Genomic DNA, 17,334 nt, shown 5'->3' on the forward strand with positions numbered 1-17,334 from the left:
TTCGTTCTGCGGTTCTCTGCCCGAGTGGTTGATCTCGAACATGACCGCGAGTTTTTCGCTTGGTGAGCGTCCTCCGCTCAAGTTTGCCTCCGACCGTGGCCGAGAGTCAACTTGAAGTTGAGCCGAGGGCGCTCAAGCTTGTCGAAATGGTCAACTACAGCCCACGTAGATTTGTTCCCGCCTTCCCCGAAAAGCCGAAAAAGTGCGCCACATCACTTCCGCATCTCTCCGAATGGCTACGATCGGCCGGTGACCGATCCCGACAATTCTCCCGCTCGACCTCCTCGCCCGGCACCTCCACGCCCGGCACCCGAGCGACCCGAGGTCTCGGTTCGGCCGCTCCGACCTGCAGCGAGCGACGAGACACCCAAAGCCGTGACATTGTCTACCTCTGCCTGGATCGGCTCGTTCGTCGTCCTGGCCGGAATCGCCGGAGTGGTAGTCACCAGCCTCGACGACGTCCGGTCAGCCCTCGAAGAATCGACTGCGCGCGACAATCCCGGATACTCGTCCACCGACATCTCCGATGCCGTGACGGTCGTCCTGGCCGGCAGTGGCGGCGGCGCTCTCGTCCTGGTCCTGCTCGCACTTTTGAGCCTTCAACTCCTCCGTGCCCGCAAGAACGCCGGGCGGGTGATGACGGCGATCATCGGAGCCCTCAGCATCGCGGCCGGGCTCGGCTTCATGTCTCTGGTCGACGGCGCTGGGGATATCGGCGCCGGAGTTCTGAGATGGGGTCCGATTCTCTACTGCGTCCTTGTTGCAGTGGCGGCGATCGCGCCGTTTGCTCCCGGTGTCAGCACCTGGCTGCGGGGACGCCGATGAAGGTTCACGTACAACTCGACTCCGCGCCGGGCGCGGGCGCTGCTCGCAGCCGTGACCTCGCGGAGACCGGCGCCGGTGGCCTGTTCACCTTCGAGGGACCACACGACGTGTTCTTCCCGCTCGTCGAAGCAGCATCGGCCGTCGACCTCGACCTGATGACCAACGTCGCCATCGCATTCCCCCGCAGCCCCATGCATCTGGCGCATTCGGCCAACGACCTACAGTTACTCAGTCGCGGCCACTTTCGCCTCGGTCTCGGATCGCAGATCAAACCGCACATCGAAAAACGCTACAGCGCAACGTGGTCGCGCCCAGCGGCCCGCATGAAGGAGACGATCGCAGCGGTCAAGGCGATCTTCACGGCGTGGGAGAACACCTCGACGCTGAACTTCCGCGGCGAGTTCTTCACCCACACTCTGATGCCCCCGACGTTCGATCCAGGCCCCAATCCCTATGGACCGCCGCCCATCCTGATGGGTGCGCTCGGACCGGTGATGACCCGGACGGCGGCAGAGGTGGCCGACGGACTACTGGTCATGCCGTTCCACACGCAACGTCATTTCCTCGAACGCACACTTCCGGCCGTCGATGCCGGTCTTCGCGAATCCGGCCGTACCCGAGACGAATTCACGATCATCCCGCAAGTCATCGTCGGCGTCGGTCGCGGCGACGATCAACTTGCCGCGGCCGCCAGAGGCGTCCGAGCCCTGCTCTCGTTCTACGGTTCGACGCCCGCATACCGTGCGGTGCTCGACGTCGAAGGGTGGGGCGAGGTCCAACCGGAACTCAATGCCCTGTCTAAGCGAGGTGGCTACACCGAGATGGCGTCGCTGATCACCGATCCGATGCTGACCACACTCGCCGTCGTCGGCACTCCCGAAGAGTGCGCCACCGAGATTCGGCGGCGGTTCGGCGAACATGCCGACGAAGTGTGCTGCTATTTCCCCGGTTACGACGTAGAACCGTCAGACGTGGCGTCGATGATCTCGTCTCTCACCTGAACCCGGTCGAACTTCTTGATCAGGCCCCAAGGTACGGGCCAGCTCGGTCAACGATTCCCGGGCAGCACGCAGGCTCGCGTCACCCTGCTCGATCAGAGGTGCCATTGCCGGAATACGTTGCGCCAAAGTCAGTTCCGCGGTGATGACGGAGACATCCATTCCCATCGACACCCCGAGCACCTGAACGAGTGGCGGGACGGTGTGATCGTTGGCCTCGTTTCCCGAGCCCGGCGCATAGGTGTTTCCGCGGCTGGAGACGATCACCACCGGCTTAGCTGCCAGAGGCTGAGTACGCGTGTCGAAAGGCACCGTAGTCCCCAGGACGTGTACGTAGTCGATCCACGCCTTCAACGTGGACGGGATCGACCAGTTGTACATCGGCGCACCGATCACGACGACGTCTGCAGCGGTGAGTTGCTCGATGACCCGAGCCTGGAGTGCTTCCGCGGCGGGATCCGGAATCTCGCCCTCGACTCGCAAGCGTGGTGCATAGTGCAGGGCCGCGTCCGCGAGGTGCGGCAAGGGATCCCGGTGCAGGTCCAACGTCACCGTCGTGTGATCCGGACTGTTCTTCGACCACTGCTGAGCGAACAGTGCGGTCAGATCACGTGAGGTCGAGTGGTGGAGTTCGGCGGACGAATCGATGTGAAGTAGCTGTGGCATCCCTCATCACTACCAGAGCGCGCTCAACTCTTCTCCGCGGCTAGATCGGATTCCGCCGCGTACTGCGCCAGCAGGACTCGTTCGCGCTCGCGACGCGGATAGAAGAACGTCACCACCGCGGCACCGGCACACACGATGATGATCGCCGCGATGTAGGCGTTTGTATCCCCGTCCAGGAAGGCGTTTTTGGCGGCGGTCATGATTTGCTCCGCGTATTGCGGGTAGCGTTCCGCCAGAACTTCGGCGCTGGAGAAGGATTTGGTGAGCGCGGCCTGAGTTTCGGGAGTCACTTCGGATGCGTTCGGCGAGGACGAGATCGCATTTCCCAACGATTTTGCGTACCCGGCCGTGAGTATTCCGCCGAGAATCGACTGCATGATGGCGCCGCCCAGGTCGCGTTGCAGGTCCGAGGTTCCCGACGCCATACCAGCGCGGTGCACGGGAACGGATCCGGTCAGCGAACGCGATGCCGGTGTGCCGGCCAGACCGACGCCGATGCCGACAAGCGCATAGGCCAACGCGACCTGCCAATACTGTGTGCTTTCGTTCCACAGGAACAGCGCGACGAACAACCCGAGAACCACGAACAGGTAGCCGGCGAGCAGCGTGACGCGGGCGCCGTACTTTTCGATCATGGTCGCCGAGCGCGGCGCAACGATCACCATCGCCAGCGCAGCCGGAATGATCGCCGCACCGGCTGCCAGCGTCGAGTACCCGAGGACGTTCTGCAGGAACTGCTGGCCGATGAACATCGCGCCCATGAGCGAACCGAACACGACCAACCCACCCACCGCCGCGACCCAGAAGGTCGGGCGCGCAGCTACGTGAAGATCGAACAGCGGATTGACCGCGCGTCGCTGTTGCAGGAAGAACCCGATACTCGCGACAACTGCTATCGCCCCGAGCACCAGAGCCAACGTGCCCGAACCCTTCACCGGCGCAAAGTTGATGGACAATACCAGCGCCCCGATGAAGACGATCGACACTATGCCGCCGAGGTGATCGACTCGCTCGGTCGTCTCGTTGACGTGAGCGGGAACCAACACCAGGGAACAGATCAGTGCCACAAGGGCCAAGGGAAGGGTGACGAAGAAGACCGAACCCCAGTGAAACTGCTCGAGCAGCGCCCCCGAGACGATCGGACCGAGTGCTGAAATCGCGCCACCGATTGCCGACCACATGGCAATCGCCTTGGTTCGTGCCGGTCCGGCCCACAACGCCGTGATGATTGCCAGCGTGGTCGGGAACGCCAGACCTGCCGAGACGCCTCCGACTATCCGAGCGAGGAACAGCACTTCGAAGTTCCCGGCGAATCCCGCCACGATCGACGCCGGAATGGACAGCGCCATGCCGGTGACCAGCAACATCTTGCGGCCGTATCGGTCTCCCAAGGCCCCCAGGTAGAGCACCGTTCCGGCCAGGCCCAGCGAGTAGCCGACCGCGATCAGGTTCAGTTGCGTCTGACTGGCGTCGAAAGCCCGCCCGATATCGGGCAAAGCGACATTCGCGACCGAGAGATTGAGGTTCGCGACCGCAGCGACCAGGATGAGCGTCCCCAGGACGAGGGTGGCTCGATCCGGTGAAGCGGACTTGATGTCACTCGCCATGCGCGTGCTCCCATCGAGGTGGGACCCGAACCTGGGAGTTATGTCCGGATCATCCCGAACTCAAGATAGAACCCTCGTCCGGCGCTCGCATAGTGAACGGGTCCCTATTCGGGCACAATTTCAGCCAGGACGCCCTCGGCGCTGCGGGCGGCGACCAGGCAGGCGCGCGAGGTGAACCTGTCGAAGAGCGGATGTCTGGACAACTCGCGCCATCTGCGGACGGCCGCCGTCGCCCGCGCACGCTGCACCTCCGGCGATTCTTCCGGTTCGCAGCCCAACCGGTCACTTGCCCGGATTCCGTAGCCGCCGATCAGTCTTTGCAGTTGTGCCAGGTCGTCGGGTGGCAGATCCGTGTGTACCGAACGAAGACGCCCGAGCAGGCGAAGTTCGTGAAAGCCGTGAACATCGGCAAGCAACCGTTGCGCCTCCGCCGCGATCTGATCGCCTTCCTCGCTCGGATCGGCTTCGAGGATTCTTCCCAGCGTCACCAGCGCCGTGTGCGATTTGAGCTGATCTGCCCGCTGCCCGAATTGAACGTCGATCACCTGACGCAGTTCGTCCAGGCCGCTGCGCTCCAACAATTCGGCCGCCAGGGACGGTGAATCAGTGGCCCCCAACTTGATCGACGTCACGGCGAGGCGAATTCCGAAGAGCCCGAACCGATCGGCCAATTGCGCCCGCATGGCCGCATCGACCGGCAGCGGACTGTCCTGCCTGGCAAAGCGATCCGCGGAGAGGAGCGCAAGGCTCAGATCCTCGGCCGGAACCTGCGCGAGCGCCGAGAAGGCCGCGAACTCGCTCTGCCTCATCGTCCGAGCAGCGAGCGCGAGCAGACCTGCCACCGGAACCACCGACTGGCACAGGCCGGTTCGCTCCAACTCCTCGGCAAATCGCGCCGCGACGTCCTTCGCCGAAGACAACGCGTCGAGCCTGCCTGCGCCGACCTCATCGGCACGCGAGAGAACTCCGATCACTCCGAGTGGCCCGGATTCTCCGCCCACGTGATCCGCGATCTTCCCGAGGAACTGCATGTCACTGGCGTTGAGAGCCCGCAGGAGGTAGACCACTGCATCCGCGCCCGGTGCCTCACCGTCGGGAACGAGCATGTCCCAGGTGCGGGCCGAGACCTCGGTCGAGAGCGACGAGGTGCCCGGTGTGTCGATGATCGTCGTACGAGCCAATGCCGAAGACGGCCAGTCGACGTCGATGCGGTCCACCGAGTCTGCGGTGTACTCGCCCAGATCGAACGTGAGCCTGCCGTCGCGGCGCGTCACCGGCACGTTGAACTCGGCACCGTTCTCGGCCGTCGCGGTCACCTGCGGCGTCGTCCCGTTCCGATACCAGGTGACGACGCGTGTGCATTCCGTCGCGTCGGTAGGCGCTATGTCCTGTCCGACAAGCGAATTGAGCAGCGTCGACTTACCCGCTTTGAGGGAGCCGGCGAGCGCCACCCGGAGTGGCTCGTCGAGCCTGGCCGCACATTCTTCCAACTGGGCGCGCGTCTGCGGCTGATCGGCGTAGGCACGTCTGGCGTGGTCGATCAGGGCGTGTGCCGACTCCACTGCGGTCACGGTGGTCGTGGCATTCATGCGTTGGTCACCTTTGCCGAGGCAGGAGCGGGAGTTTCGCCGATCAGCGTTCCGGCAACGGCGTCGAGCTCCGCGACGACGCGCATGTCGGTCTCCAGACGCTTGATCCGAGCGGCATGTTCACTCGACTCCAACTGCGCGGCTTCCTGAGTGGCGCGGAGGGATTCGTTGATCGAGCGCAACGCCTGCTCGGCGATGTCGGTGAAGTGATCACGCAACAGCCGCTGCACCAGGCGTAGGCGATCCTTAGACTCCTTGCCCACCTGGAAGCTGACGTCGTCGGCAAACCGTCGGATGGCCACTTTCGCCTCAGCGCGACGCTTGAGCACCTGAGCCTGCTTGTCTTCACGATAAGCCTTGGTGCCCAGCAGAACCCCGGCGCCGATGGAGATCGGGTTGACCAGAGCCATGCCCATCATCGTGGTGATCAAGCCGAACATGAGCACGCCGCCGTACGAGCCGCGCATGCCGACCAGGACCTTCTGAGTAATGCCGATACGGCCGGATTCGAGGTCCGCCAATGCACCGACCGGTTCCAGGAAACCGTCGGTATCGGCGACGTCGAGATGCGGGAGCGCGACGTCGCCGGTCTCCGCAAAGTGCTGCGCCACAACTTCTGCCAACCATTGAGCTCGATCGTGAGCCCACACGAAATTGTCACCGATAGCGGTGGCGATCTCCTGTTCGAGCCACTCCCCCACTACGTCCCAGTCCTTACCGGGATCGCCTTCGTCGACCGTCTCCTCGGCCTGGCGGGTGACCCGGCGCAACCGGTCCCGGAGGTCGTGATCGATGTCGGCGGCAAGGTCTGCAATGCCGTCGCCGAGGCTCTGTTGCCAGAGCGAGGTCTTCTTGTGCAGTTCCTCGGCCGCTGCCCGGGCACGCTGCAAGCCGGCGACCGCCGCTTGAGCAGTGGACGGATCCTTCAGCGCCGCAAGCTCACTGCCCATCTCCAACGTCAGATGTGCTGCCGCAGAACGCACATCCATCGCAACTGCGCGTCGAGTATTCGATTCGGCACGCGCAACGACGTTGTCCCGCAAGAACTGATAGAGGTCCAAGAATCCGGATTCCGCTTCGAGTTCCTTGTCCCCCAGCCTCAGCGCGTGCGAGCGCAGTACCGAGGAGATCGGAATGAGCGGCAGATCCAACCCGGCACGCTGGAGATGTCCGCGATCGGCGTCGAGGATCTGCCGCCAGTGCGGGTACAGATCGGTCTTGCTGATCAGCCCGGCTACCGCAGGACACAGATTGACGACCTGGCGGATGAATCCCAACTCCGGTTCGGTGAACTCCTGGCTGGAGTCCGACAGAACCAACACTGCATCGGCCGCAGTGACCAATCCCAATGTTCCTGCAGCATGAGGATTTCCATGACCGCCGACACCAGGGGTGTCGATCAGAACCAAACCGTCGGCCAACAGCGGACTGGGAACACCCACTTCCACACGCAGAACCTCACGCCCTTCGGCGCGAGGCGTGGCCGGGGTGATCCCCATGAGTTCCTCGAGCGGGAGGGGCACCCGAATGGGCGCCGCACCCGGATCGGCGAGAATCAGTTCGGCGACCGCGGTCTCCGCGTACTGAACTACCGTCGCCACGGCCGTGGTCTCGTCGTCACCGACCGAGCACACGTCGATGCCTAGCAGAGAATTGACGAACTGGCTCTTGCCCTGCTTGAGGGGTCCGACCACCACGATGCGAATACGCGGGTCGTTGACTCTCACCTGAGCGTTCTCGAGTCGGCGCACCAGATCCGTGCGCCCGAAATCCTTCGCCACGACGGCTGTTCGTTCGAGCAACGACGCCGTCGACGACGCGACGCGCGCCTTCCGGCTGCTTACCTGACTCGCTGAATCACTCATGAGCTACGTTGACCCGCAATTCTTCCCGACTCGAATATCCGGCCCTGCGAACGCATAGCGCACGCAGGGCCGGATTTGTTACATCAGGTCATTTTGACCGATTTCAGTTCCTGCGTCAGCAGATCAGGGATGCAGGTGATCGACAACCGCAACCGGGTCGATGTGATCGACCGGCGCTGCAACCGAATCCTCGGCGAAGAGCGAGTGTTCGGTATCGGCGCTCAGACCCGAAGTGGAACCCGAACCGAAAGCATCGGTCGCATCGATCGACGACCACGGGTTCAGCGCACCGGTCAACGAACTCGTCAGGTCGGACACTCCGCTCACTGCTCCACCGAGGGATCCGCCCAGGTCAGCGACTCCGCCGCCGCCAACGGTACCGCCGCCGTCGACTGTGCCACCGGCAGCTGCGGCTGCGTCGGCACCGATCGAACCCGTCACGTCGGTGACTGCTCCGACAGCCCCGCCGAGCGATCCACCGAGATCGGTGACGCCGTTCAGTGCGCCGCCGAGCGACCCACCCAAACCAGCCGCAGCGTTCGTGGCCGCGTCGAGACCTGCTGTTGCGTCGAGACCTGCGGTTGCGTCCAGCGCGCCGCCCACAGTTGCTCCGAGATCACCGGTCACACCGCCGAGGTTCAGGCCTTCCGCCGCGATGCTTCCGAGGTCGACGGAAGGCAGTTCAGCGGAGATCGGGCCGAGGTTCACAGCGCCGAGGTCGACGGAGGGCAAGTCGGCACCGATCGAACCGGTGTCGATTCCGCCGAGGTTCAGTGCCGTGTCCAGCGCTCCACCGAGTGCACCTTCGGCACCGAGAACGCTGTCGAGAGAGCCCCCCAGCCCGAGGCCCGCGCCCAGCGCACCGTCCAGCGCGCCGGTCAGGTCCGTGCCCACGGAACCGACAGCACCCAAGCCGCCTGCACCTGCGAGGGCGGTGTCGAGAGCCGCAGCGACACCGGCTGCCAAGCCTGCTTCACCGCCCAGACCGAGTGCACCACCGAGGTCGATTCCGGTAAGTCCGCCTGCGCCCAGCGCTGCGTCGAGAGCGCCGCCGAGACCGCCCGCGAGCCCGGCATCGACGCCGAGTGCCGAACCGAGAACACCCTCGAGGGCCGTCGACAGATTCGCGCCTCCGCCCAGAGCTGCCGCGAGGTCTGCGCCGAGACCACCTTCGAGGTCGAGTGCTCCCCCGAGCAGTCCACCGAGTGCGCCACCCAGGTCGGCTCCGACCGTTCCGCCGGCACCGAGGGCGCCGGAGAGTGCCGCGCTGAGCTGCGCGCCGAGGTCTGCGCCGCCGCCGAGTACGGCGTCGAGGTCGAGTCCGCCGCCGAGACCCAGTGCTGCGTCGAGTGCGCCGCCCAATGCAGTTTCCAGACTGCCGCCGACGCCGAGTGCTCCGCCGAGGGCGCCACTCAGGGCAGCACCGAGATCGAGGCCGCCCGCGATATCGGTGAGAACGCTGACATCCGTGATCGCGCCGAGGACGCCACCGAGCGATGCACCCAGATCGGCGCCGATCGTGCCGCCGGCTCCCAGGACGCCCGAGAGCGCGCCGGACAATGCCGTGCTGAGGTCGCCTGTCAGAGCGCCGGCAAGATCCAGGCCGCCGCCGAGTGCAAGAGCGGATTCCAGTGCGCCGGTCAGGCTCGCGCCCAGTTCGCCGCCGATGTCAAGGAGACCGCTGAGGTCTGCTGCGCCGCCGAGGAGTCCACCGAGAGCCAGGCCGAGATCGGCTCCGAGGTCACCACCGATGGCGAAGACGGGTGCGAGAGCTCCGCTGAGCCCTGCCGTCAGGTCGAGTCCGCCGACTGCGCCGATCGCGGCGTCGAGGGCTGCTCCCAGCTCCGCAGTCAGACCGCCGGTCACACCGAGGGCGCCGCCCAGAGCCGCGCTGAGCTGTGCGCCCAGATCGAGAGCTCCTTCGAGATCGAGTGCGCCGCCCAAACCGAGACCGGCTTCGATCACAGCGCCGAAGGCTGCGCCGAGTTCGGCACTGATCTCGCCACCGATGGCAAGCGCAGCGCTGAGGGCTGCTGCGAAGTCGCCGACCAGGTCGAACTGGCCGCCGAGGGCGCCTCCGACTCCGATTCCTGCACCGGCGCCGAGACCCAGGCTGCCGCCGAGGCCACCACCGAGACCACCGGTGAGTCCACCACCGAGACCACCGCCGAGTCCGAGACCGCCGCCGATTGCACCGGCAGCGGACGCACCGGCGTTGACGATCGCGGACAGGTCGGCGCCGCCACCGGCAAAGAGTCCGGACTCGGCGACCAGCGGAGCGACCGCGACGATGTCGGCGGGGCTGACGTCGCACAGACCGGCAGCATCGAGTGCCGCGGTCGGGTTGGCGCAGTAGTTGGCAGCTGCCTCGTCGTCACGAAGTAGCCCGAGGATGAATTCGAGTACGGCGTTCGTTGCCATGGCGGGTTCTCCTGAAGTTCGTTGACCGGGTTGTTGCCGGTGGTCCGGAAACTGGTGCGCTGCCAGAGGTAGCGAGTGGAATCAACGCTAAGAACTTTTGCGACTGGGGCCAACGGGGAGCACCCCCCTCTTCTCCAGGGACAGGTGGGGAAGCCCCCCATCGGGCTACGCCCGGTCGGAATAGGGGATTTGCCCCGATTAGGGGATCGGTCCCCTACTTCGTCGCGACTCCTCCGATCCGGTAACGATCTAGGTCCTGAAACCGACATCGCAGACAACCGCGACAGTCCTTCTGTCGCCCACGACCAGGGGAGTTCGTTCATGGCGGCAGGGCTCGGCATCAGCATCGGTTCGGCCACTCTCGTAGCTGTCACCGACGGCTCGACCGGTGAAACGCAACAGGTCCGCTTACCCAGTGCGCTGCAATTGGACGACGGATCCGTCATCACCGGATTTGTCGAGCGCGTCGGAGACCCGATTCCGATACTTGCCGCCGACGGTACCGAGTACCGCGGCGAGGCTCTCGCGGCGACGGCGGTCGGCGCACTGGTAGACCAGGCAGGCGGTAACGAAGGGCCAACTGTCGTCCTGGCTCACCCGGTGGGGTGGAACCGCCACACGGCACGCACCATGGAGTCCGCTCTGGACGACGTCGGAATTCACGGGGCGACTCTCGTCGCCGAACCCGCAGCCGTCATGGCGTGGCTCGCCGCTTCCGGAACTGTCGTCAGCGACGGTCTGACCGTCGTCTACGACCTCGGTGCTCGCTCGCTCGACGTCACGATGATGTCCACGACCGACGGACGAAGCGAGATCTTCGGTAAGCCGCTGCGCAGCGAGGACATCGGCGGCGACGAATTCGATCACCTCGTCACCGTTCACCTGCTCGATGCGGTTTCCGACCAGTTCGCAACCCTTGATCCCTTTGCACCCGAGACGATTGCAGCGCTGGAAACTCTGCGCGAGCATGCCCGCGCAGCCAAGGAGGAACTTTCCACCGAGACGGAAACCGTTGCCCGCGTGGCCCTTCCCGGTGCCGTCAGCGACGTTCGACTCGTTCGTTCCGAACTCGAAGATCTGATCCGGCCCGCCCTCACCGAATCGGTGGCATTGGTTCGCGAAAGCCTGCGATCTGCCGGCGTCGAGTCCAGTGACGTCAATCAGGTTGTCCTGGCCGGCGGAAGCTCGTCCATTCCCCTTGTCGCCGAACTACTGTCGGCGGAGCTTCGTGTCCCGGTGATCGCCGACGCCGATCCAGCGTCGTGCGCGGCGTCCGGCGCCGCGACCCTCGCACTCGACGCCAGAGACTCGCAAGTGCCGGCCGCTGCCACTGCAGTGATTCCCGCCGAGCCGTCTCGCAAGCCCGCACCGGTTCCCGCCTTCTCCACTCCGTTGCTTGCCGAGCCGACCGAAGAAGAGAACACGGCGACTCGACGCTCGTCGAGGGTCGGCGTCGTTGCTGCAGTGGTGGGAGCATTCATCGTGCTCGCCGCAGGCGGGCTCGGAATCGGAACTGCCATGGACAAGATCAACGTTCCGTCCAGTTCGGCGAACACCACCAGCGAGTCCACCTCCTCGACCGCTTCGACCACCGCGGGCTCTACTCCCGGCAGCACCACGGCAGCGGAAGCGGCAGGCACCGGATCCACGACTGCGAACAACGGCACTCAAAGCAATCAGCCCGGTTCTCCTGCTGCCGCAGGCGGCTCGACGACGGCGCCGGGGGCAGTTCCGGTTGCCGGCGCACCGGCGGGATCCTCGCCCGCACCGGGCGAGACCGCTCCGTCGGCGCCTGCACCTGCCGCACCCGGCGCCCCGGCGCCCGCACCTGCTCCCGCCCCGGCACCAGCACCCGCACCGGCGCCTGGAGCCGGCGTCGGGACCGGTGTCGGTGACGCTGCGACCGGCATCGGAAACGGAGTCGGCGGTCTGGTCGACGGTGTCGGCAACGGAGTCGGCGGCGTGGTCGGAGGTCTCGGTAACGTCGTCGGTGGTGTCGGAAACGTGGTCGGTGGTGTCGTCGGCGGCGTCACCGCACCGATCCGCTGACCGGCGGTCTTTCGATGAACCGTGACAACGGCACCGAATCGTCGTTCATCGCAGGACTTTTGCGCGACGTCGACCTGACTGCATCGCCACTGCGCCTATTCGTCACCGGGACCGATGCCAGCGCTCGGCCCCAAGTGACGAGGGTTGTACGGAAGCGAATCGAATCGGGTGACAAGCCCGTGGTCACCGCAGTCACGCATGACGTCCCCGCCGACGCGATTGTGGTGATCGCGGACGCGCAAGCTCTGACCTCCGATGAAATCCGTGCCCTGAAAGAGCTTGTCCAACGTGACGACCTCGGAGTTGTCGTAGCCTCCGATCGGATCGATCCACCACTCGCACCGATCTACTCGAACATCTCGAGTTTCGGCACCGTGTTGCATCTGAACCCGTTGAACCGAAACGATATTCGGAAGATCGCGGCCGAGCGAAGAGTCCCGCTCGACGACCGCGCCGTGGTGGCGCTCGAGCATCTGTCCGGTGGTTCCTTCGGGGCGATCGAAGCGTACTTCGCCGCCGCATCGGCAGGCCGCCCGGAAATGCCGAACGCCATACGCACACACATCCTCCACCAGGTCACCGCTCTGCATCCGATCGAGCGCGAGATCCTCGAAGTTTCACTCGCCGTCCCGGACATCGACGCCTTCGAGCTCGATCTGGGACAGGAGAAGTTCAGCCTCACAGCTGCATTCGACCGGGCACTGGCGACCGGACTGTTCGGTTCGCGATCACCACTCGTCGCGAGCGTGCTCGCCGAGTCGACGAGCACCGGGCGTATCCGCAGCGAGCTGATCAGAATCGTCGAATCACGCGCACACACGAGAACCCTCGATATCGACACAGCACGAAGACTTTTCGACTCCGGAATCCGCCACCGCGATCTCACGGGTGTACTACGAGACGCCGTCGAGGCGAGCACGCCGGCGGTCGCGGCAGATCTCTTTCGCCGCGTGAATTCGATCGAGCCTCTCGGCGTGGCCGACACGCTGCTGTACGCCCAGGTCTCGGCTCGCAGTGGTGACCTCGACACTGCCTGCCGTCTGGCCGATTCCGTCATCGCCGCACCCGATCTCGACGACGCGAGATTGGCTGCGGCGGTGCGAATCCGCGCAGCTTCGTCCGCAGCATGCGGCCAACTCGGCGCCGCTGCAGATCTCTACACCTGGCTGGGGCCAGGGCGCACCGGAAACGAATCCCCCTTCGCCGCAATCACTTTCCTCGGCATCGGCAAGGTCGATGACGCGAACGCGGCGCTCACCGGACACACCGGATCACCGTCGAGCTCGACGGTCGGCGCTACCACACTGGCCAACGGACTGATGCAATCGGTCACCGGGAGCGCACCGAGTGCGCTCAACACGATGTCGCGCGCACTCTCGCTCCCCGGCGGAGCCGACACATCTGAATTCCAGCCTGATTCCGCCCCGGCGCTGGTAGCTCTCGCACTCCTGCACAACGGCGCCCATGAACGGGCCGACGCTGTCGTCACGTCCGCGATCGCCGCCGACGACGCAAGCAGTCACACGTGGGCACGACTTCACCTTCTCGGCGCCTGGATCGCGATGGTCCGCGGGCAGGACGCGATTCTCGAAGACCTACCGCAGGAGGTAGTCCGCGGCCCCCTCCGCGAGCGTGACGCACTGTTTCTGCATGCTCTGATCGTGGGTCTCGCTCGGCGTTCCGGCGATCTCGCCCAGCTGCGTCGAGCTTGGTCGGGCGCGGCAGGCACCCTCTCGTCCTGCAGCGTTGATCTGTTCAATCTGCTTCCCATCGGCGAACTGTGGCTTGCGGCAGTACGGCTCGAGGAGACCGAGCAGGTCGAGCATCTCGTCGACGACGCGCGCTCACTCCTCCGCGCGCTCGGCGAGCCGCCGCTGTGGTCGTCGCCGCTGCATTGGTACGGCGTCCAGGCGTCGATCCTCTCGCAGTCGCCGGCCGATCTCCTCCCACACGCCCATACACTCGCCGAATCAGCCAAAACTCACACTTACGCAGCCGGTTTGGCGATCGCCGGACGCCAGTGGCTCCTACTCATGCAAGGCAACGTCGACGCAGACGGTGTCGAAGCCGCCGCACGAACGCTCAGTCGGATCGGACTCCCGTGGGACGCCGCTCGCCTCGCCGGCGAAGCAGCGCTGCGCACCCCGGACACCAAATCGGCCACGGCACTGCTCCACGTTGCGCGCTCGCTACGCACAACGTCGACGGCCGAGACAAGCGCAACCGATACCGCCACAAGTGCGGCGCCACCGTCGGTGCTGACCGAGCGCGAACAAGAAGTTGCCGAACTCGTCGTCGTCGGACTGACGTATCGGGAAATCGGCGAACGCCTCTACATCTCCGCTAAAACCGTCGAGCACCATGTCGCACGCATCAAGCGGCGCGTCGGGGCGCAGTCTCGTTCGGAACTGCTCACCATCCTTCGCAGCATGACACCGCCGAACAAGTAGTTAGCTGCATATTGTCCAGAGGGTTGCGTATATCCGTTTAAGTGATAGTTTTCACAGGAATCAGGACATGCCTGCCGAGCAAAGTTCGGTAACTGTGAAACGGGGATCGCTATGAAGTGGGGAGTCGGACTCGCCGTCGGCAACAAACGAAGCATTGCTGCGATCGCGAGACCTGACTCGGAGCTGGTGACCCTCGAACGCGAATCGGTTCTGCACCACGCCCCCGACGGCACCGTGCAGCTAGGCGGAACCGCGGCGGGGTCCACCGGGTTGCGCGGGTTCCTCGACAGGGTCGGCACCGACGATACCGACAACTTCTCCGAGCACATGACGCGAGGGGAGGAACTGGTAGCGACAGCGATGTATTGCCTGGTCAAGGAAGTCCGAACACTCACCGATCAGAACCTGAACATCTCTGCGGTGATCCCCGCGGGTTGGTCGAGCGATTCCGTCGACGTACTGCGCGGCGCACTCGACAGCATGAATCTCGACGGCGTCGAACTGATTTCAGAAGATGAAGCCTCTGCGGCCTGGCTCGCGGATCCTGACGCCGACGACCGTGCTGCTCGCGGAGCCGCAGCGTTGGCCGCACCCTTCTCGATCACCTCTACCTGTCCCGAACCCCAGCCAACCGATTTTGCCGAGCCAGAGGACACCCCCGAAGAGTTTCCGCCGTTCGTTCTGATCGAACCGGAGCCGGAATCCGGCGTGGAGGCACCGGTCACGAAAGAACCGAGCATCGACGGTTGGCTGAATCGCCAGTGGCGGTCGGAGCGCCGACCGATCATCGCCGCAGCAGCCGCCGCAGTCTTTCTGACGGTGTCGGGTTGCGCGGCAGCGGTCATCATCGGACACACTCCGACCATTTCAGCACCCAGGATTCTCGACGCACAATCTTCCCTGTCCCCCGGGACGGACACAGCTGCCACCCCGACGAGTTCATCCGGGACAGGCACGCAATCAGCGACCTCACCCCCACCGGAAGTACCCGCTCTCGGCGCGCAGCCAACGGCGCAGTCGTGGGCATCCGAAGCGGAATCGACCTCATCCGAATCCCAGTCCATCCCGGTGAGTCCGGGCACCGGTACAGAGAAATCCACTACGGCGAACGTCCCCGCGCAACAGGGATCGCCGATCACCATCCAGATCGATCCCCTTCGGATCGAGAACCTGCCGCCGGTCGTCGGACCGCTGGATCCGGTCGATCCGGATACCCCGGACACTCCCGCCCTGACCGCCCCCACTGATACACAGACAACGCCGACGCAGCCGTCCAACCCGACCGACACAACCGATCCGGTGGTTCCGAATCCCGACATGCCCGTCATGCCATTGGCCCCGAGACCCGGAATGCCAAGTTAGACAGAATAATTCGACTTGCCGACAACAGGCACATATTCCTCGTCGAAACTTTTCCCCTATGGTGGGTGCGGTACCTACCGGCTCGGTGCCGGGGACTTGAAGGGATTTCATGCGTAACTCGTTGGCGATCCGCACCGCTGTGGTCGGCGCCTCGGCACTACTGCTCGCAGCTCCATTCACCACGACGGCATCGGCAGAGCCCGCCTCCGACACGCATGTCGAACAGCTCGGGGCAGATCAGCTTCCGGCTGAGCTGGTCGAGGCGATCACACGCGATCTGAAGATCTCCCCACAGGAGTATCTGGACCGCGCTGCCAAAGCTCAGGAACTCGGTGCATACGCCCAGGAATTCAAGTCCGAGCGCCCTGGCGACTACGCCGGCTCGTGGATGGGACTCGACGGTCAACCCGTCGTGGCCGTCACCACCACCGAAGCTGCACGCATCGCGGCCGACGACGGTTACCGCACGCACGTCGCCCCCGTCTCCGCCGACACTCTCGAGAAGACGCTGGCCGACGTCAACGGATGGATTGCCGGGCTGCCCAAGGAAATCTCACGCGCAGTCAATTCGGCGACTATCGACGTCCTGAACAACCAGGTCGTCATCGACGTCGCGAACAGCCCCGTCGGGCAGGCGCTCAATCTTCCGACCCTGCTCGAGAACACCAAGATCGTTCTCAGCCCGGACGGTGGCGGATCGGTTGATCCCGGAGCACTCGGCGGCGACACCTACATCACGTCGACAGGCCCCATTCGCGAGACACCGACCGAGAACATCTCGGTCTGCTCGTTCGGGTTCAACGCCGTCGACGATCAGAACAATGCTCTCAATATCAGTGCCGGACACTGCAATCCGGCCGAGGGTTCGAAGTCGCCCGTCTACCTGCCGAATCACGCGAACGTCGACGACAGTCAGTTGATCGGAGCATTCTCACAGTCTTCCGTCGGCAACAACGCCGGCGATCTCGATTACTCGGTCATCAAGTTCGACCAGTCCGGCATCGACGCGGGCCTCGACCGTGCTGCCGTCCGCGGTGCCAACGGGACCACCCTCGCGATCACCGGAACGGCACGTCCCGTGATCGGCGCTCCCATCTGCAAGTCCGGCCAGACGTCGTCCTTCACCTGTGGTGTCGTGGCAGCCGATCGCGTCGAAACTCAACTGGTCATGGCGGACGGTGATTCACGAACCGTTCGCGGATTCGCCGGTACCGCGTGCACCCTCGCCGGGGACAGCGGCGGCGCCATCGTCTCCGGAACCTTGGCTCTGGGCATCACCAGCGGCTCCAACAGCAGCGGAGCACCCAGTTGCAACGAAGCGAACCTGGTACTGGCGACCTCCGGTGGAACCTCGAATCTGGGTATTCCGGTCGGAGACATCCTCGACGCGGCGGATCGCGCTTCCGGTGGCGGTGTCGGTGCCGGAATCCGCGTCCGCACTGCAGGTTGACCAACCACTGATTCACGCACTGTGCCCGCCGATCCGTTTCGCGATCGGCGGG

General features: G+C 64.8%; 11 protein-coding genes. 6 read left to right on the forward strand and 5 right to left on the reverse strand.

Annotated features, from left to right (window positions below):
- Positions 1-249 precede the first annotated feature (249 nt).
- Both ACYP01_RS20430 and ACYP01_RS20435 read left to right on the forward strand, forming a co-directional pair.
- Positions 250-825, forward strand: coding sequence for a hypothetical protein (locus ACYP01_RS20430; RefSeq protein WP_459682030.1), 576 nt, complete (start codon positions 250-252; stop codon positions 823-825).
- Positions 822-1,826, forward strand: a complete 1,005-nt coding sequence (locus ACYP01_RS20435; RefSeq protein WP_459682032.1) for a TIGR03617 family F420-dependent LLM class oxidoreductase — start codon at positions 822-824, stop codon at positions 1,824-1,826. Before ACYP01_RS20430 ends, ACYP01_RS20435 begins: the two co-directional genes overlap by 4 nt.
- Here ACYP01_RS20435 and ACYP01_RS20440 read toward each other — a convergent pair.
- The 5 genes from ACYP01_RS20440 to ACYP01_RS20460 all read right to left on the reverse strand — a co-directional run bounded on the left by ACYP01_RS20440 (position 1,791) and on the right by ACYP01_RS20460 (position 9,971).
- Positions 1,791-2,489, reverse strand: coding sequence for an FMN-dependent NADH-azoreductase (locus ACYP01_RS20440; protein WP_459682034.1), 699 nt, complete (start codon positions 2,487-2,489; stop codon positions 1,791-1,793). The two genes, ACYP01_RS20435 and ACYP01_RS20440, sit on opposite strands and share 36 nt — an antisense overlap.
- A 23-nt stretch (positions 2,490-2,512) precedes the next feature.
- Positions 2,513-4,096: an MFS transporter gene (locus tag ACYP01_RS20445; RefSeq protein ID WP_459682037.1), complete on the reverse strand. Its 1,584-nt coding sequence runs from the start codon at positions 4,094-4,096 to the stop codon at positions 2,513-2,515.
- Positions 4,097-4,200: 104 nt separating this feature from the next.
- Positions 4,201-5,685: a dynamin family protein gene (locus ACYP01_RS20450; protein WP_042452229.1), complete on the reverse strand. Its 1,485-nt coding sequence runs from the start codon at positions 5,683-5,685 to the stop codon at positions 4,201-4,203.
- On the reverse strand, positions 5,682-7,550 hold the full coding sequence (locus tag ACYP01_RS20455; protein ID WP_459682040.1) for a dynamin family protein: 1,869 nt from the start codon (positions 7,548-7,550) through the stop codon (positions 5,682-5,684). The genes ACYP01_RS20450 and ACYP01_RS20455 overlap by 4 nt, the downstream gene beginning before the upstream one ends.
- Positions 7,551-7,673: 123 nt before the next feature.
- Positions 7,674-9,971 carry an IniB N-terminal domain-containing protein gene (locus ACYP01_RS20460; protein WP_459682042.1) on the reverse strand — a complete coding sequence of 766 codons (2,298 nt, stop codon included), beginning with the start codon at positions 9,969-9,971 and terminating at the stop codon, positions 7,674-7,676.
- 321 nt (positions 9,972-10,292) lie between these two features.
- Here ACYP01_RS20460 and ACYP01_RS20465 point away from each other — a divergent pair, with 321 nt between their 5' ends.
- The 4 genes from ACYP01_RS20465 to ACYP01_RS20480 all read left to right on the forward strand — a co-directional run bounded on the left by ACYP01_RS20465 (position 10,293) and on the right by ACYP01_RS20480 (position 17,282).
- Positions 10,293-12,020 (forward strand): Hsp70 family protein, encoded by a 1,728-nt coding sequence (locus tag ACYP01_RS20465; protein WP_459682044.1) that lies wholly within the window; start codon positions 10,293-10,295, stop codon positions 12,018-12,020.
- A 14-nt stretch (positions 12,021-12,034) separates the two neighbouring features.
- Complete coding sequence (locus ACYP01_RS20470) at positions 12,035-14,470, forward strand: LuxR C-terminal-related transcriptional regulator (protein WP_459682046.1); 2,436 nt, start codon at positions 12,035-12,037, stop codon at positions 14,468-14,470.
- 111 nt (positions 14,471-14,581) lie between these two features.
- On the forward strand, positions 14,582-15,832 hold the full coding sequence (locus ACYP01_RS20475; RefSeq protein ID WP_459682048.1) for a hypothetical protein: 1,251 nt from the start codon (positions 14,582-14,584) through the stop codon (positions 15,830-15,832).
- Positions 15,833-15,941: 109 nt separating this feature from the next.
- A complete protein-coding gene (locus ACYP01_RS20480; protein WP_042452237.1) occupies positions 15,942-17,282 on the forward strand; it encodes a S1 family peptidase in 1,341 nt (446 codons plus the stop codon).
- The last annotated feature ends 52 nt before the right edge of the window (positions 17,283-17,334 follow it).

This window comes from Rhodococcus sp. no. 34 (genome assembly GCF_054589475.1).